Origin of the sequence: Erysipelothrix rhusiopathiae, assembly GCF_900637845.1 — a bacterium.
Taxonomy (GTDB): domain Bacteria; phylum Bacillota_I; class Bacilli_A; order Erysipelotrichales; family Erysipelotrichaceae; genus Erysipelothrix; species Erysipelothrix rhusiopathiae.
This window is the reverse complement of record NZ_LR134439.1, coordinates 1,522,849-1,540,207: the sequence shown is the minus strand read 5'-3', so window position 1 is coordinate 1,540,207 and position 17,359 is coordinate 1,522,849. Positions and strand designations below refer to the sequence as shown.

Below are 17,359 nucleotides of genomic sequence, written 5' to 3'. Positions count from 1 at the left end.
GGGGGAACGATGTATATGAATAAAAAGAATATCTTAACCTATTTTCTATTAATATCGATGTGTATTGGTTTGTTTATGTATTCATCACTGAATCCATTTATGAAAATTACACGATTTTATAAATGCGGCAATGAATTAGAATCACAATTGATTTTAACCCATACAGGAACATACGTTATTTTAAATCAGGATGGAACGTTTTATAAAGATAATTATCATCGCACTTTTCTAAGATCTTTTCGTCTAACAGACCATAAGGACGTAAAAATCGCATCACTTAATGAATCAATCCGGTTCAAGTCTCGAAGCCACGGTGATATGATTTGCAGTCAAAACTATCGCAATGACGATCTCAATACCCATGATCGAATGGCTTCGCTTATTCTTGATCACCATAACCGTTTAATCCAATTAAGTAATATCATTAAAAATAAAACAAACAATTCAAGTCCTATAATTACATACAACACGATTGACTATCAAATTACTCTATTTGAAAAAAACTTTGACCATATCCTTGGTAATTAATGTGATTTCACTCAATATCCACCTTTACACTATAAACTTAAATTCTAGAAATTGAGGTCTTTTATGAATAAATTATCACGCCATGAGGTGCTTTCTCTTGGTATCACTGTTTTCTCTATGTTTTTTGGTGCTGGAAATCTGATTTTTCCTTCCATGATTGGTTATCTATCGGGATATAACCTTCCAATATCAATCTTCTTCTTCTCAATGTCTGCAGTGTTTTTAACGTTTTTAGGCATTAGTGCCGTCGCAAAAGCTGAAGGGTTCTATCCAATTGGCTCAAAAGTTCATCCTTACTTCGCTACAGCGTTCACAGTTATTATATACATCTCAATAGGACCTGGATTAGCGATTCCACGAGCAGGTACAATGCCCTTTGAAATTGCAATTAAGCCGATATTATCTGAATCAAACCTGAATGTTGGAATGCTTATTTATACCTTTGTGTTTTTTGGTATTGCCGCATGGTTATCCATGAAACCCAATAAGTTAGTGGATCGGATGGGTAAAGTATTAACACCGATTCTTCTCAGTCTTTTGATTATTACTTCAGTCCTGATTTTTTCTAAACAGGCACATGTAATTTTACCTCCCAAAGATCCATATCGTCTCCATCCGGCAACTGCCGCATTTATTAATGGTTATATGACGATGGATGCGATCGGATCCCTTACAGTTGGACTTGTACTTTCAATGATTATACAAGACATCGGAATTGCCGATAAAAAGGTGATTCGTAATACAACATATAAAGTTGGTGCGATTGCAGGTATCTTATTATTTCTTGTTTATATTCTTTTGGCACTTCTAGGCTCTCATATTGCACCAAATTTAGCAAATGCTACCAATGGTGTAGAGGTCTTAATTGCTGTTTCATATGCGGCCTATGGGTCTTATGGTCCAATTGTACTTGGATTGATCTTTACCTTAGCATGCCTTACAACTTGTGTCGGATTAATTACTTCATGCAGTAAATATTTTTCAGAACTTCTACATATCCTAAGTTACGAAAAATTTGTTATCTTACTCTCAATAATTAGTCTAATCATCGGTAATTTTGGTTTGAATCAGATTTTAGCGATCAGTTCACCGATACTGAGTGCAATCTATCCGATCGCAATTACTTTAATTCTCTTAACCCTTATAGGCGACATACCCGATATAACATTTAAAATAACGACGATTGTTGTGGGATGTATTAGTATCCTATCGAGTATTAATCATGCTCACAGTACATGCTTTAAACTCATCTCAACGCTTCCATTACATAACCTTCAACTTTCTTGGGTCATACCTGGAATCATCATTGCCATTATCACAACAATCTATGCAAACCTTACACTGATTGAAGATTAAAAAAACGACCGAAGTCGTTTTTTTCCTAAATTCAAATCTCAACCGCACCACCCAAGGTGCGGTTGTTTTTGTATAATAAAAGGAGCCCACCCGACTAAAAGGAGCTCCCATATGAAGTATAAACAATTAGATAAAAAAATGAAAGACCAAATTGATATTCTATTAAGCATCGGCTATTCTATGCGCAAGGCAGCACGTAAACTCAATATATCTCATTCTACGATTTCTAGATATAAAAATAATGTCTATAAGAAACGAACGATTGATATTCGAGACAAATATTCCCACTTAATCGAATATCTTCATTCTCACTATGATCCTAAAGTTCATTCGGTAGAAGTATGCTTGAGTAACTATAAACGATATCATCCATATAAACCGTGCGTTACATCGCAGCAAGTCTATAACTGGATTAACCAAGGTAAGCTTGAAATAAAGCCAAATAGAATGTGCTATAAACGTCGAAAACGTAAAAAGAGAATTAGTGGAATGATGAATCACTTGAAATGGAACTTGGAAGAGAAAACGGTACTTCCAATTAGCCTTAGACCTAAATACATTGAGGAACGAAACGAGATTGGTCATCTCGAAATTGACTCCATCATCGGTAAGAAACATGAAACTGCAGCGATTATATCTATTGTGGACCGCTGCTCAAGAATGATCTGGCTTATTAAAGCAGAATATAGATATGACTATTACACATCAAACTTAATTCGGAAATTTATTGAAGAAAACAATATAACAACAAAATCGATAACAGTAGATAATGGACTTGAATTTAAAACACTAGGAATTACAGCCAAGCGGTTGGGTGTGAAACTATATAAGTGTGATCCGTACTGTTCTTTTCAACGTGGAACCAATGAACGAGCCAATGCAATCGTGAGAAGGTTTATACCAAAAGGAAAATCAATGTATGATATAGCGCAACAATATCTTGATGATATTTGCTTCAAAATTAACTCAATGCCGCGAAAAATATTTGACTTCAAAACGGCCTATGAGATAGACTTTAATAAAAGTAAAAGTGGTGCGGTTGAGATTTGATAAAAGAAAAAAACGACCGAAGTCGTTTTTTTTTACTTTGAAAACTTTTCTTTAATCCAAGCAAAGAATCCTTGGTGTTCTTGAACAGTTTCTTCAATAACCTTTGTTTCTTTTTCTTTTTTAATTGCTTCAGTTCTCATAATCATTTTGGAACTACCTTCCATGTCAGAACCAAGTCCACTGAATGTTGTATTTGTTTCAGCGATCTCTAACAGACCATCTTTAACATCAAGAATTTGAGTTAAATCATCCATACTGATCTCATCGTGTGATTTCGCTTCAGCCATCCCTTCGGTAACTTTGACATTAAGCTCTGAAGAACCTTCTGCAAGTTTGGATGCTCCTGCTTCGAGTTGTGAACCAGCATGATAAACTTGATTTGTTCCTTGTGCAAGCGCATCAAGTCCGTCTTTAACGACACTGGATCCATCATTTAGTTTTTGAATCCCTGTTGCAAGTTCTAGAGCGCCCGAAGAAAGTTTGGACGAACCATCAAGTAGAAGTTGACTTCCACGTGATGCTTCTTTAGATTTAGTATCAAGTACCAAGGCTCCAGCATTTAGTTTTTGTGCATTCTCATTCAATTGAGCAGACACAGTTTCAAATTGTTCCAATCCATGATCTAGTTGACCAAGTCCTGTTAAGACTGATTTTTGATTTGTATTCACAGTTTCAAGTCCTTGTTTCACAGCTTCACTACCTTCAACAAGCGTAGGTAGTTGTGTATCAACGTGTCCATAGATTGTATTTACTGCTTCGTTGGATTGTTCGAGTGCATTAACCGTTTTAACAAGTGTTTCATATTCTTGTTGAATTTCTGTACGATCTTTGTCTTCAGGAATCAATGCAATGGCTTTTTCAAGTACCGTAATTTGTTCTTTAAGTGATGCAATGGCTTGCGTTGTTTGATTAATTTGATTTAATCCCATCGTGTTTGCACCTTGAACTCCAGTTACACCTGCTACAACTTGATGACTTCCTGTCATCAACTTTTGTGTGCCTGAATCAATTTGAGTCATTCCAGTCTTAAGCTTAGTAACAGAACCTCGAACAGGTTTCAATGCTTCAGAAGCTTTAATAAAACCATCGCTTAGTTGAGTTGCCTTTGATGCATATTGCATGACACCTTCACTTAAGGCTAAATAACCATTACCTAATTGTGCTGCTTTCTCTGTAAATAAAGATGTATTGTCAGCAAGGGATTGTGCACCTACTGAACTTCGATAAATACCATCGAAGAATACACCTGAACCTGAAGAAAGTTCATGCGATCCATCGTTTACTTTACCAACTGCACTAACATAGTCAGTAATACCACTATTTAATTGATTTGAACCATCTGATAATTGTTGTGTTCCGTTTGCAAGTTGGTTGGCAGCATCTTTTAAAGTCTCGATACTTCTTGCAACATCTTCAACACGATCAAAATCTTCTAATGCTTCTAAATTTGGAATGTTTGAAGTGGCGGTAAATACAATTGGACTCATTTCAAAATCCACAACATCTGCTTGAACTTCGATATGGTCATTTAGACCAAAGAGTTCTTTTGTAATACCAAGATTTTCTTTCATTCCAGGAAGAACCGCAAAGGTAGCAATTTGGTTGTTTCCATCTTGAATTAACTTACCTGTATTCACAGTTACATCTTTAAAGATGTCTGAGGATAAGTTCATGACAGTTGCAACCATATAAGGTGCATAACCTTTTTTGGTTCCACCATTTTTTAATTTAATAGTGCGTGGATCGTTATTTTTAATGTCGATTGAAATTTTTAATCGACCACTTTGTCCAACAATATCTTCTGGACGAACCGTTTTACCATCTAAGGTATAATGTATGGAAGTTTCAATGGGTAACGATTGTTCAATATCTCCTTGATAATAAACATCTTTTTGATCTGTGTTCCATATTACTGTATTACCAGCTATACCGGGTTGATCATCTGTTTTAACATTCACAATATTCTTTAAATTTGATTTGTCGGAAACAGTCTTTAATTCTTTATTAGAATGTAGATGAACACTTGATACTTTATGAATCACACGTCCATCGCTATCTAAGTTAACAAATACTGTTTCATCTTTTTTTATTGGTTCATTTGCACTTACAGGTACAACGGCAACCATGCTGATTGCAATCGCACCACTGAGTGCACGTATTGAATTTTTAGTCTTCATTCGTTATAACATCTCCTTTATTACTTTTTCTCCAACCCCGTGTTGTTTTACTTATAATTCCTTCACATCCAAGTAAGATTCCCGGAAGAATGAATAAAATAACGAGTGTAGAAATGATTGCTCCACGAGCAATCATGCCGCTAAGACTTGATACTAATTCCATTTCAGAAATAATTGCGACACCAACGGTAGAACCGAAGAATGCAAGTCCACTTGTTGATATTGATTTCGCAGATTCTTTAACGGCAATTTCCATCGCTTCATGTTTTTCTAAACCATTACCACATTCTTCTTTAAATCGTGTTGTTAGAAGAATTGCGTAGTCAACTGTAGCGCCTAATTGAATTGATCCAATTACGATTCCAGCTATAAATGGAATTGAAGTTCCCATAAAGAATGGGACACTCATGTTGATAAAGATTGCCAGCATGATTGCTGCAATTAAGAGAACAGGAATTGATACGGACATGAATACAAGGGCAATGATAATAAATACAGCAGCAAAACTAAGTGCATTAACACGAGCAAAATCTTCGTCCGCAATATCGATCAAATCTTTTGTTAGAACCCCTTCACCCGTTAGTAATGCGTCATCATCATATTGTTTCATAATTGAAGATATCGCCTCTATTTGTTGATTTTCTTCATCCGTAGCTGATTTAAAAGATGAATTAATGATTAAACGTTTGTAATCACCTTTTTCGAAAATTGAGACTACCTTTTCAGGTAAAAACGACTCTGGTACAGTAGGTCCTACATATTTTTGATATGAAATAACATTTTCAATGCCATCCAACGATTCGATTTCTTTAATCATTCGGGTGATTTCGAAATCAGGAACTGTTTTCGGGATAACAGCAAAGTGTGTTGTTTGCATATTATAATCATCTTTTAATTTTGTAAGAGCGACCATTGATGTCATATCTTTTGGTAGAGACTCATCAAGGTTGTAGTAAACATCGTTGTTACTTTGTCCAAAATATGCCGGAACAAAGAGTAAAACACCAATGAGTACAAATACTTTCGCATGACGTGTAACTAATTTTGATAGATGGTTAAATTCAGGTAAAATTGTACGATGACGCCATTTATGAATTGGACCATCAAAGATAAGAATTAATGAAGGTAATACCGTTAGAACGGATAATACACCTAACACGACCCCTTTAGCCATTACAAATCCAATATCTTTACCGATTGTGAGATTCATCGCTCCGATTGCTAAAAATCCTGCAACCGTGGTTAATGAACTCCCTACAATCGATGATGCCGTTGACGCAATTGCGGAACCCATTGCTTGTTCTTTATTTGAATTCTTGCGTAATTCTTCTTCATAACGATGTAATAAGAAGATCGAGTAATCCAGTGTAACACCTAATTGCAATACAGCTGCTAACGATTTGGTTATATATGATATTTGACCAAATATCACGTTTGTTCCAAAGTTATAGGCGATTGCATATCCAATACTTAAAAGGATAATAAAAGGTATAACTGTAGATTCTAAAGTCATTGCAAGCACTAATGTTGCAAGTAATACTGCAAGCCCAACATAAATCGGTGTTTGTGCATCTGCAAGTTCTTTTGTATCTTTTAGTAATGCGGACATTCCACTTAGGAATGAATGTTCATCAAGCAATGATCGAATATCCTCAATTGCTTCATGGGTAAGTGGTGATGCATTTCCCTCATCAAACTTAACAATAAGTAATGTTGAGTTTTCACGGAAAAGTAACGACTGTACATCTTCGGGTAACATTGTTGAAGGAACCGATATATCTACAAGGTCATCAACCCAAATGACATCTTCGACACCTTTAACCGTTTTAATCTTTTCTTTTGTTTTTACTACATCTTTGTTTGTCATGTTTTCAATGACTAACATTCCTGTAGAAGCACCACCAAATTCTCGGTCTAATATTTCTTGACCTTTAACCGACTCAGAATCTTTAGGAAGATATGTTAGAATATCATAATTTATCTTCGTAGATACTGCTCCGTAAAGCGATGGAATCAAGAGTAACGTCGCAATAATTAATATTACATTGCGGTGTTTCGCAATCGCATCTCCAAACGCTTGGGTAAAACCTTTCTTCACGAAATCATCTCCTAATAATACGTTTTATGGTATCGAAGAGGAAGGGCTTCATGGTTTCTAAACTTGAGGGTTCCTCAAGAATTATTGTATTGTATGCAACTGAACCCGTAAGTTCGATTACAATGTAAATCGTATGATCAATTTCTGCTTCTGATATACCTAAATCTTTAAGCCCTTTTGTAAACATATGATAGATTAAATTTATCTCTTCATAGTCTTCTTTTGCCTTTTTAAGAACCCCCCATGACAAATTCTTATGGATAAGTTTTAGAAGCAGTCGATCTTGTTCTAAAAAATCAAGAATTACATTGATAAAAAATATCACTTCATCTTCAAAATGTTCAAATACGTTTAAATGTGTTTCGTTAACCGCATAAACTAAAACATCCGAACTTTTTTTAAAAATAATGCGATCTAAAATATCGTATTTATCTTTAAAGTAAAGATAAAAGGTTCCTTTACCAACTCCAGCGTGTTTCGCAATATCGCTGATTGATGTTTCGTTAATTCCATGACTCGTAAATAAATCATACGCAGCATTATACAATTTGTTCTCTTTAAGTAACTTGTTTTTCTCAAGCTTGGATACCATATTTCCCTCCTCCGATACAAACTGACCATTGGTCATTATGCCAGCCGTTGTTAAGTTTATCACCAAACTGACCGTTGGTCAACTATTTTAGTAATATTGTATCGTTTTCTATTTTTTATAGTTCTATTATCGCATCATTAGGCAAATAAAAACACGGTTTCCCGTGTTAATGTGTTGCATATGGCAAGAGTTGATCAAGGATTACTAAATGGTCTTTAGAAACCATGATCTCACATTGCTTATTATCTGAATTTATTTGTGAAAGAAGTTCACGTGTTTGACCTGAAGGTGCAATCACGTTTCCTTCGCCATTAACTGTAACCATCTTTACAAAATGTGTTTTTCCAGACTTTAAAGCCTCTGCAATAGCGCTTACGCCTGAATTACATCCTGCTGCTGTTGTACTTTGAACAGAAATCCCAGTAAATACGATTCCATCTACCGATAATAATGCCGTACATTCTCCATTTAATAATGCATTTGAGGATAGCACATCGCATCTTGAATTTTGGAGTGCTATTTCGATTAAATCACTATATTTCATACTTATCTCTCCTATTTCTCCGTAATTCTATCACATCAATTACACAAAGAAAAGGATTTTGTTAAAATAAATATACATTTAGAATTCTTACATATTTGTATACTATTTTTTACGATATTAATTTATAATTTGACAGTTGTAAAACAGGAAAAACTGTTTTGATTCAGAAAAATATCGTCAATTCCATCATTATATTCCAAAATAATTAAACATTAATAAAAAAATCTTTACTTTTACTATAAATTATTTTATATTTTACAAGAAAAAGGAGATTTACTATGAAGAAACCGTACGAAGATTTTGGAAGCAAGCTCTTCACAAAGGATGTGATGAGTGAGTATTTACCCCGACCTGTTTATGAGCGTTGGCTAAATGCAATCCAATATAAAGAGAAAATGGATATGGCAAATGCGGAAGCAATTGCTCACGCGATGAAAGTGTGGGCTTTAGAACATGGAGCAACGCATTATTCTCATTGGTTCCATCCAATGACGGGCTCAAGTGCAGAAAAACATGATGCTTTTATTGAACCTGATCGAAACGGGAAACCAATTACACGATTCTCTGGTAAAACTTTAATTAAAGGTGAAACAGATGGCTCATCATTTCCAAATGGAGGTCTAAGACAAACGTTCGAAGCACGTGGGTATACATATTGGGATGTAACCTCTCCTGCATTTATTCGTGGTCATGTTTTGTTTATACCTTCAATATTTATTTCATATCACGGTGAATCTTTGGACGAGAAAGCACCACTTATAAAATCTATGGAAATCCTAAGTAAACAGGCAACCCGCATTGTGAATCTCTTAGGCGATAAAAGTGTCACAAGTGTTGATGCAATGATCGGTTTGGAACAAGAATATTTCTTGGTTAGCTCGAAATATTTTGAACAGCGGGAAGATCTTGTTTTTACGGGACGTACCCTATTAGGTGAAAACGCACCAAAAGGTCAAGATTTAGTAGGACATTATTATGGTAATATTCCTTCTAATGTTGTGCATTATATGGAAGATGTTAATGATGAACTATGGAAGCTTGGGGTATACAGCAAAGTAGAACATAATGAAGTTGCACCAGCGCAATTTGAAATTGTAACACATTTCGACAAGGCAAATATTGCCCTTGATCAAAATATGATCGTTATGGAAACTTTACAACGTGTCGCAAAAAAACATCATCTATCAGCACTACTACATGAAAAACCCTTTAAGAATATCAATGGATCCGGTAAACATAATAATTGGTCATTAGTAACAAATACCGGTCACAATCTTTTCGAGCCAGGCGAACGTCCGCACGAAAATATTCGGTTCCTTGTATTTGTGTGCGCCCTTGTAGAGGCCGTTGATAACCATGCGGAACTGTTACGTTTCGCTGGGTCATCGGCTGGAAATGATCACCGCCTTGGATCATCTGAAGCACCACCTGCAATTATTTCACTTTATGTGGGATCTGTTCTTGAAGAAATATTTAAGCAATTGGCGACCTCAAAGAAAATAAATATTGAAAAAGAAGTTCAATATTTTACGCCCCTTACTACACTCAGTGCTGTGACAAAAGATTACTCGGATCGAAACCGAACATCGCCATTTGCGTTTACCGGAAATAAATTTGAATTTAGAATGCCTGGCTCCTCGATTTGCAGTGCTTTTGTGAATACTGTGTTGTGTTCAATTATGGCGGAATCGCTTGAGCGCATCGCGGATGACTTAGAACAATACAAGTATGTTCAAGATATTCGCGAACAAGCTCTGGGGCACTGTCAGCGAATCATTAAAGCGCATCACAGGATTATTTTTGATGGAGACGCTTATCATGACAACTGGAGAGAAGAAGCGTTACGACGTGGTTTACCGAATCTTGAACACTATGTTGATTCAATCCCTTCCATGCTTTATCCAGATACTATTAAATTATTTAAAACCACTGAAGTACTTAGTGAACGCGAATTACAAGCCCGTACAATTATCGTTCAAACGCGATTTATAAAAACCATTAATACTGAAGCCAATACATTACTAAAAATGGTAAAACAAGATATTATGCCCGCAATTGTAACTTCAATCAATCACCTATCGCACTCAAACAGTCAAAGCAGTTATGTCCAACGCCAAATCAACGACCTCGAGACAAATCTTGATGCACTTGATGCAGCTATCATGACACTTGAACATAAATTAGGATGCGTCCATGAAATTACAGATTTAGAAGAAAAAGCACGTGCTATGCACCAACAGATTCGTCCAGAATTCGAAACGATACGATCTCTAGTCGACCAAATGGAACGCGTCATTTCTAAAGCACATTATCCCTTCCCCACTTACACTCAATTACTGTTTGAATTATAGTAATAAACAAAAAAAGGTATTCGCAATGAATACCTTTTTCTTTTTATGAATTGTATTTATAATGATCCATAAATGCATCTAAAGTTTCTCTTTGAGCTTCAATTTGCTTGTAGATACGAGCAATTTCCTCTTCAAAGTCATTTTTAGCTGCAACTACAGGTTCAACAACCTGTGGTGTTGGTACAAAATTTGAAACTGGCTCAAGGGCAGGCTCTTGTATATTCATATGTTGAATACGAGTACGTTCTTGAAGTGCATCATGAGATGGGTTTGTAAAATTAACACGTCCCATTAATGCTTCCATTTCTTTTTGCATATTCTGTAATTTCTGAAAGAGTTGATTGATTTGGGTGTCTTTTTCATCGATAATGCGTTCAAAGTCTTGTCTGGGTTGCCCTTGAAACGTTTGTGTATCTAATCGTTCTTTGAGACGACGCACCTCATCGTTCAATCCTTTACGAACCTGATATTTGTCAATCATTTCTTGCTTGAGTTCTTCTTGCAATTGCGCAATTTCTTGTTTTAGAAGTGCACGTTCTTGATCGAATGTAAAAGATGGCGCGCTGTTAACTTCTGCTTCCAAACGGTTAATGATAATATCCTTCTTTTGAAGTAATTGATCATATTGCGTACGGATATCTTCTACACGTTGCATAATATTCGGTTGTAATTGAACTTGTTCAAGTTGTTGTGTAAGATTTTGAATCTTTTCTTGCAACAACATTACTGTCTCATCTTTTTCAGATGTCATAAGGTCAAGTTTCTTAGTTAAAAACTCAACTTCATTGGTTAATGTTTCAACAGCTAAATCATCTTGGCTGTTCATTGCTTCAACAGCATCTGTAAGTTGTTGAATTTTTAATTCAAGTGTCTTAATCTCTTCTTCTTTTTCATCAAGTACATACTGCGTATGTTCAATTGACTCTTGTTGTTCATCAATTGTTCCTTGTTGATCCATAAGACGTGATTCAAATGCCTCGCGTTGGCTTTCTAATGATTCAACCATGCGAGCTGCTTCTTGAAGTGCATTATTGCGTTCAATAATCATATCTTCTTTTTGATCAATTAAAGCCATAAAGTTTTCTTCTTGAGCTTGATATTCTTCTAAGATTTTCATTGTACGTGCGATCTCTGAATCTTTTTCTGCTAGTTTTGTTTCCATAACAAGCATTTGTTCACGTAACTCATGAACTTCCGCATTACTTGTTTCAAGTTCAATTTCTTTTTCTTTTAAGAGTCGTACACTTTCTTCGAGTGCACGATTCTTTTCTTGTAGGCTAGATTCAAGTTGATCAAGGTATTGCTCAACTTTAATATTTTCTTCTTCATTTTCTTTCACTTGCTGTGTTAAAACGGAAACTTCACCATGAGCACGTTCTAACTGTTCCTGGAGTGATTGATAGTGAGAAGATATTTTGTCTAATTCTTCTTGTAATTCTCCACTAACGGTTTTGTATTGATTTAACTCAGTTGAAAACTGTAATTCTTGATTCTTAATATTTTCAGCTAATTCTTCATTTAAACCTTTAATGCGTTTGTACTCTTCTTCAATTTCAATCATTTTAGATTCTGCATCTGTAAATTGTGACTTGAGTAATGCATTTTCTTGAGAAAGTGAAGCTTTTTCAAGCAACATTTCTTTGATTTGAAATTCGAGGTTTCCTTGCATTTGTGAAACATTTTGTTCAATTTGTTCTACATATGCTTCAACACTACCGCGTGTATAGCCTCCGAAAAGTGTCTTTTTGAATTTATTCGATGATTCTTCGAGATCATCAACTTCATCATCGTCGATGTCATTTGATGCGTCAAATGTCGGCATGGCGAAGTCGTTTGATTTTGAATCATCACCAAAACTCATATCAAAAAAATCGTTCATCTTATCCCTCCTTCATAATTAATTCATTAAATGTAATATCACTAAGTGATGCTACTATTTGGGGTGACGCTTCAACTAAATGTCGCGCACCTTTTACTTTTTTACCGAGACGCCAAGGTTTTATTATTTCATGGTCAATAATATTAAAGTCTTTGTCTAGGTAAATTACACAAATGTCAAACTTCATAAAACAAGTATGAACACGTGCACAATGAAGAAATAACATTCCTTGATCTTCATTGATTTCTTTTCTTAACATCAATCCTTTGAAACGTGTTCCAAAGTTAGATGCAATTTCGAGGTTTTTTATCATTATCGGCCTCCCAATGCGTCAATAATTGTCGGCACAGCAGGTCCGAGCAGAATAATAAAGATAACAGGGAAAATAAAGAGTACCATTGGAATTAGAATTTTAACTGGAATCTTCGCAGCGCGTTCTTCAACATCCTGACGGTGTGAAGTACGAATCATTTGAGACTGACTCATTAAAACATTTTGGAGTGAAATCCCAAGTTCATCTGCTTGAATAATAGCGTTGGTAAATGATTTTACCTCTTCAATTTCAGTTCGTTCTGATAGTCGGTTTAATGCCTCTTTACGAGGTTTCCCCAACATAATCTCCCGTTGACAAATACGAAACTCTTCAATCAACGGTCCTTCTGCTTTGGTTGTAACATGTCCGAGTGCTTGGTCAAAACTTAAACCCGCAACAACAGAAACACTTAAAATATCCATAACTTCAGGTAATTGTCCTTTGATAATTTTTTTACGTTTTGTTATCTTTCCCTCTAGTGAATAACGACGATATACGTATCCACCAGCCATCCCCATCATCATATACATAATGCGAGAAAACCCACGTTGATGGGATGTAATAGCAAGATAAAGTCCAACTAATCCAAAACCGACAATAATAATAACATTCATCGCACGGTAATCTTTAGGATTCGTTGTAATCCCCGCTTTAAGCAAACGATCTGCAAGTTTTAATTGAGATTCTGCTTTAACCGGGAGCATTGTTGATACGGCATGAATCAACTTATCAACAATCGGTTGTAAGAAACGTTCTTGGAACGTTTTATCTAAAATGTCATCAGAACCATGTTTTTGTGAGCTCGAATTCTTTGTTTCATCCAATCGTTTTTTAATAACAAGTGACTTTCCTGTTAAGACACTCATTACAAAATCTACGAAGACATACGCAAAGATTGCTCCTGTAATTGCTTTTATCATGATTTCCTCCTACATCTCAATATTTGTTATTTTCTTGATCATCGCATAACCCATGATTTCAAGGGTTGCACTAACACCAAGCAATGCATAACCAAATGGAGTTGTGAATACTGGCTCCATATATTCTTTATTAACCATTGAAATTAAGACTAGAACGACAACAGGTAAACCCGCAATTACTTTCGCAGATACATCCCCTTGTGCTGTTAGAGCCTTAATATTTTTCTGAATTGTAATCCGTTCTCGAATCGCTTCACCAATATTATCCAAGACATCCGCAAGGTTACCCCCTACTTGTCTTTGAATACTAACAGCAGTGTTCATCAATTTCATTTCTTCGGATTCCATGCGTGTTGATACAGCGGCTAGAGATTTTTCAATATTCTCTCCCAATTCAACTTCACGACACACTTTAAGAAACTCAGGACCAATTGGATCCGGTAAGTCTTTCGCAATACTTGCAAGTGCTTGTTCAAAGGTAAAACCTGCACGTAAACTATTGGAAAGAATTAATAATGCATCACCTAATTGTTGACTAAATTTACCAATTCGTTGTTTTCTTTTAATTTTAATATACATCGGTGGACCAATAAGTGCTGCAGCGAAAGCGAATAATGTAACAATCATCCCTTTATCAAGTGCAACACAAATTACAACTGCAAACGCAGCAAGTCCTAACCACATTTTCAGAAATTCATCCGGTCGTAAGTTAATTCCAGCCATTAAGAGATTTTCTTTTAATTTTTCTGGAACTTCAATACTGATGGATTGTTTTTCTTTTTTCTGATCTTTTTTTGATTTTTTTGAATAACCGTATAAACTTTGTTTTTCGATTAAGTCCAAACGGTCTTTTAACATTATGAAGCGATGATAAATCAAATTTAATACAAATTGTAGGACAACAAGCGTAATGTAACTAAGGCATGCTGCCATTATAATCCACATTATTTTTGGAACCACTCATCTTTCACAAGGATACCATTCGCTTCTAATGTATCAATGATGTATGGACGAATACCCGTTGCCATAAATTTACCTTTAACTTTACCTGCAGCATCATAGCCTTCTTGTTTGAAAACGAAGATGTCTTGGAGTGTAACAATTTCACCCTCCATACCTGTAACCTCTGTGATCGCAACAACTTTACGTGAACCATCACGAAGACGGGTTTGTTGAACAATGATGTTGATCGCAGATGAAATTTGTTCACGGATCGCTTTAATAGGCAGATCCATTCCTGACATCATAACCATCGTTTCAAGACGTGAAACCATATCCCTAGGTGTATTCGCGTGACCTGTAGCAAGAGAGCCATCGTGACCTGTATTCATCGCTTGTAACATGTCAAGCGCTTCACCGGAACGAACCTCACCAATAATAATACGGTCAGGACGCATACGGAGGGAGTTCTTTACCATATCTCGAATGGTTACAGCACCCTTACCTTCAACGTTAGCTGGACGTGCTTCAAGTGTAATAACATGATTTTGCATTAACTGAATTTCAGCCGCATCTTCGATGGTTACAATACGTTCTGTTTCAGGAATAAAGCTTGAAAGAACGTTAAGTAATGTTGTTTTCCCAGAACCAGTACCTCCAGAAACCACAACGTTACAGCGTCCTTTAACACATGCTTCAAGAAAAGCAGCCATACCAAATGAAATCGAATTAAATCCAATTAAGTCACTGATTTGCAGTGGTGTTGAATTAAATTTACGAATTGTAATTGTTGGCCCACTTAAAGCTACAGGCGGAACAATGGCATTAACACGAGAACCATCCGGTAAACGCGCATCAACCATTGGGTTTGCTTCATCACATCGACGACCTAATGGTGAAACAATACGGTTAATAATTTGAGCTACGTGAGCATCATCTCTAAAGAAAACGTTGGATAACTCAAGACGACCTTTACGTTCAATATAAACCGTATTCGGACCGTTAACCATGATTTCAGAAATATCTTCATCACGGATTAGAACTTCTAAAGGTCCAAGTCCCGTAACATCGTCAAAAATTTCTTGAATTAATTGTTCGCGCTTTGCTTTCGTCATTGCTTCTGCACGTTGTGTTAAGCATTCCGTAATAATTTCACGAACATCAATTCCTTCTTTATCACCGTGATTGTCCTGAATTCGTGTATTATACGCATCAATCGTTTCACGGTGAATAATTGCTTTTAAATCTTTAAATTGGTCAACTTGAGGTTCGGCATCAACTTCAAATACACCAGGCATAAACGCTAGTCCATCACCCGAGCCGCCACCTTCAGTTGCTTTAGCACGTTCTAAGCGTTCTGATAACTTCATTATTTACCACCTTTTTTTCGTTTACCTTTTTTTGCTTTAGCAGGTTTTTCTTTAGGTTTTGGTAAAAATTTAGCAAGAAGTCCCGCAGGACCCGCTTCTTGTTCATCCGGTGAATCGGATTGATCAATTTCATCCGCCATAACTTGGTATGCTTTCGCAACACCGGATAATGGTGAATCAATTGCAATCGGTTTCCCTTGATTTAGAGCATCAATCGATGATTTTAAATCATAAGGGATGGTATGCCATAGCGGGAATTCCAAGACACGTGAAACATCTTTTGGCTTAACACGTCCAGGTTCTTCTTTCGCAACTACCAATTTAATTTTTTCATTACCTGCTAATGAGGTTACAATCGACAATCCTTTTTTGGTTCTACGTAATGTTGGAATATCCATTCCTGTTACATAAATAATTGTTGATGACAAATCAAAACATGACAAGTTAATGTTATTAAATCCCATGCTCGTATCAATAATTAGGTAATCGTAATAGGAACGAAGTGACGATACAATTTTTTCAACTTGTGAAACTGAAATGTTATCCGCAAATTCAGGACTGTTAGGTGCAGCAAGCACGTTTACACCAGAAGGGTGAACAGCCATATATTTTCGGATGGTATCTACGTTTGGACTTGCTTGTTCTTGTAATAACTCAGCAAGTGTATCTTTGGTTTCAATACGCATTGCCGTTGCAACTTCTCCAAATTCAAGATCAAAGTCTAAAATCGCAACTTTTAATTTCTTTTGAGCAAGTTTCACAGCCAAGTTCATTGCTACTGTTGTACGACCAACACCACCTTTTGAACTAAAAACTGTAATAACTTTTGATTTCCAGTTGTTTGTTGAACTGTTTTCTAATGCAATAAGTCGTGATGACTCATTACTATGAATTCCTTTTAATTGCTGTACTAAAGTAGAACGATCAATTTGCATCGGTAAAATATAATGAACACCTGTTTGCATAACCTTCTGCATCGTTTCACTTGTGTATTCTTGTGTTAAAACTACGGGTACAGATTTAGGACGTAATAAATAAATTTGTTGACATACACGTTGCAAAATACTTTCGTGAGAAGAATAGATTAGAACAATATCTGGTTTTGTTTTTGAGATATCATCTAAGACTTTGTTCTCATCGTTTGATTTACCAACGATGCGGATTTCATCATCTTGTAGCATTGGAAAGAGTCGTTGAGCGACACTATCTTCAGCAAATACTAAAACTTTTAACTCCATCTAA

14 protein-coding genes are annotated in these 17,359 nt (G+C 35.8%); 4 read left to right on the top strand and 10 right to left on the bottom strand.

Annotation, left to right across the window (positions count from 1 at the left end):
- The first annotated feature begins 15 nt into the window (after window positions 1-15).
- The 3 genes from EL194_RS07450 to EL194_RS07440 all read left to right on the top strand — a co-directional run bounded on the left by EL194_RS07450 (window position 16) and on the right by EL194_RS07440 (window position 2,934).
- The gene (locus EL194_RS07450; protein WP_016357163.1) at window positions 16-528 is read left to right on the top strand and encodes a hypothetical protein; all 513 of its coding nucleotides are present in this window, start codon (window positions 16-18) and stop codon (window positions 526-528) included.
- 63 nt (window positions 529-591) lie between these two features.
- Window positions 592-1,884, top strand: coding sequence for a branched-chain amino acid transport system II carrier protein (brnQ, locus tag EL194_RS07445; RefSeq protein WP_003773605.1), 1,293 nt, complete (start codon window positions 592-594; stop codon window positions 1,882-1,884).
- Window positions 1,885-1,995: 111 nt separating this feature from the next.
- Complete coding sequence (locus EL194_RS07440; protein ID WP_003773604.1) at window positions 1,996-2,934, top strand: IS30-like element ISErh4 family transposase; 939 nt, start codon at window positions 1,996-1,998, stop codon at window positions 2,932-2,934.
- A gap of 32 nt (window positions 2,935-2,966) precedes the next feature.
- Here EL194_RS07440 and EL194_RS07435 read toward each other — a convergent pair whose 3' ends face one another.
- From EL194_RS07435 to EL194_RS07420, 4 genes are all read right to left on the bottom strand, one after another.
- Window positions 2,967-5,111 carry a hypothetical protein gene (locus EL194_RS07435; protein ID WP_003773596.1) on the bottom strand — a complete coding sequence of 715 codons (2,145 nt, stop codon included), beginning with the start codon at window positions 5,109-5,111 and terminating at the stop codon, window positions 2,967-2,969.
- Window positions 5,101-7,209: an efflux RND transporter permease subunit gene (locus tag EL194_RS07430; RefSeq protein ID WP_003773594.1), complete on the bottom strand. Its 2,109-nt coding sequence runs from the start codon at window positions 7,207-7,209 to the stop codon at window positions 5,101-5,103. Before EL194_RS07430 ends, EL194_RS07435 begins: the two co-directional genes overlap by 11 nt.
- Window positions 7,210-7,213: 4 nt before the next feature.
- Window positions 7,214-7,801, bottom strand: a complete 588-nt coding sequence (locus EL194_RS07425; protein WP_013852952.1) for a TetR/AcrR family transcriptional regulator — start codon at window positions 7,799-7,801, stop codon at window positions 7,214-7,216.
- 166 nt (window positions 7,802-7,967) lie between these two features.
- The gene (locus EL194_RS07420) at window positions 7,968-8,345 is read right to left on the bottom strand and encodes a hypothetical protein (RefSeq protein WP_003773591.1); all 378 of its coding nucleotides are present in this window, start codon (window positions 8,343-8,345) and stop codon (window positions 7,968-7,970) included.
- A gap of 278 nt (window positions 8,346-8,623) precedes the next feature.
- Between EL194_RS07420 and EL194_RS07415 the strand changes: the two genes are divergently transcribed.
- On the top strand, window positions 8,624-10,696 hold the full coding sequence (locus EL194_RS07415) for a glutamine synthetase III (protein ID WP_003773590.1): 2,073 nt from the start codon (window positions 8,624-8,626) through the stop codon (window positions 10,694-10,696).
- A 43-nt stretch (window positions 10,697-10,739) separates the two neighbouring features.
- Here EL194_RS07415 and EL194_RS07410 read toward each other — a convergent pair whose 3' ends face one another.
- The 6 genes from EL194_RS07410 to EL194_RS07385 are packed head-to-tail and all read right to left on the bottom strand — an operon-like array spanning window position 10,740 to window position 17,355.
- Window positions 10,740-12,575, bottom strand: a complete 1,836-nt coding sequence (locus EL194_RS07410; RefSeq protein ID WP_003773588.1) for a hypothetical protein — start codon at window positions 12,573-12,575, stop codon at window positions 10,740-10,742.
- A 1-nt stretch (window position 12,576) separates the two neighbouring features.
- A complete protein-coding gene (locus EL194_RS07405) occupies window positions 12,577-12,888 on the bottom strand; it encodes a DUF192 domain-containing protein (protein WP_003773586.1) in 312 nt (103 codons plus the stop codon).
- Entirely contained in the window at window positions 12,888-13,808 is a 921-nt protein-coding gene (locus tag EL194_RS07400; protein ID WP_003773583.1) for a type II secretion system F family protein, read from the bottom strand. The genes EL194_RS07405 and EL194_RS07400 overlap by 1 nt, the downstream gene beginning before the upstream one ends.
- A 9-nt stretch (window positions 13,809-13,817) precedes the next feature.
- Window positions 13,818-14,741: a type II secretion system F family protein gene (locus EL194_RS07395; RefSeq protein WP_013852949.1), complete on the bottom strand. Its 924-nt coding sequence runs from the start codon at window positions 14,739-14,741 to the stop codon at window positions 13,818-13,820.
- A gap of 11 nt (window positions 14,742-14,752) precedes the next feature.
- Window positions 14,753-16,117 (bottom strand): CpaF family protein, encoded by a 1,365-nt coding sequence (locus tag EL194_RS07390; RefSeq protein ID WP_003773579.1) that lies wholly within the window; start codon window positions 16,115-16,117, stop codon window positions 14,753-14,755.
- Window positions 16,117-17,355 carry a P-loop NTPase gene (locus tag EL194_RS07385; protein ID WP_003773577.1) on the bottom strand — a complete coding sequence of 413 codons (1,239 nt, stop codon included), beginning with the start codon at window positions 17,353-17,355 and terminating at the stop codon, window positions 16,117-16,119. The genes EL194_RS07390 and EL194_RS07385 overlap by 1 nt, the downstream gene beginning before the upstream one ends.
- Window positions 17,356-17,359 lie beyond the last annotated feature (4 nt).

Coding starts and splice junctions, on each gene's coding strand:
- EL194_RS07450 (WP_016357163.1), top strand. CDS start 16: ATGAATAAAAAGAATATCTTAACCTATTTTCTATTAATATCGATGTGT.
- brnQ (WP_003773605.1), top strand. CDS start 592: ATGAATAAATTATCACGCCATGAGGTGCTTTCTCTTGGTATCACTGTT.
- EL194_RS07440 (WP_003773604.1), top strand. CDS start 1,996: ATGAAGTATAAACAATTAGATAAAAAAATGAAAGACCAAATTGATATT.
- EL194_RS07435 (WP_003773596.1), bottom strand. CDS start 5,111: ATGAAGACTAAAAATTCAATACGTGCACTCAGTGGTGCGATTGCAATC.
- EL194_RS07425 (WP_013852952.1), bottom strand. CDS start 7,801: ATGGTATCCAAGCTTGAGAAAAACAAGTTACTTAAAGAGAACAAATTG.
- EL194_RS07420 (WP_003773591.1), bottom strand. CDS start 8,345: ATGAAATATAGTGATTTAATCGAAATAGCACTCCAAAATTCAAGATGC.
- EL194_RS07415 (WP_003773590.1), top strand. CDS start 8,624: ATGAAGAAACCGTACGAAGATTTTGGAAGCAAGCTCTTCACAAAGGAT.
- EL194_RS07410 (WP_003773588.1), bottom strand. CDS start 12,575: ATGAACGATTTTTTTGATATGAGTTTTGGTGATGATTCAAAATCAAAC.
- EL194_RS07405 (WP_003773586.1), bottom strand. CDS start 12,888: ATGATAAAAAACCTCGAAATTGCATCTAACTTTGGAACACGTTTCAAA.
- EL194_RS07400 (WP_003773583.1), bottom strand. CDS start 13,808: ATGATAAAAGCAATTACAGGAGCAATCTTTGCGTATGTCTTCGTAGAT.
- EL194_RS07395 (WP_013852949.1), bottom strand. CDS start 14,741: ATGGCAGCATGCCTTAGTTACATTACGCTTGTTGTCCTACAATTTGTA.
- EL194_RS07390 (WP_003773579.1), bottom strand. CDS start 16,117: ATGAAGTTATCAGAACGCTTAGAACGTGCTAAAGCAACTGAAGGTGGC.
- EL194_RS07385 (WP_003773577.1), bottom strand. CDS start 17,355: ATGGAGTTAAAAGTTTTAGTATTTGCTGAAGATAGTGTCGCTCAACGA.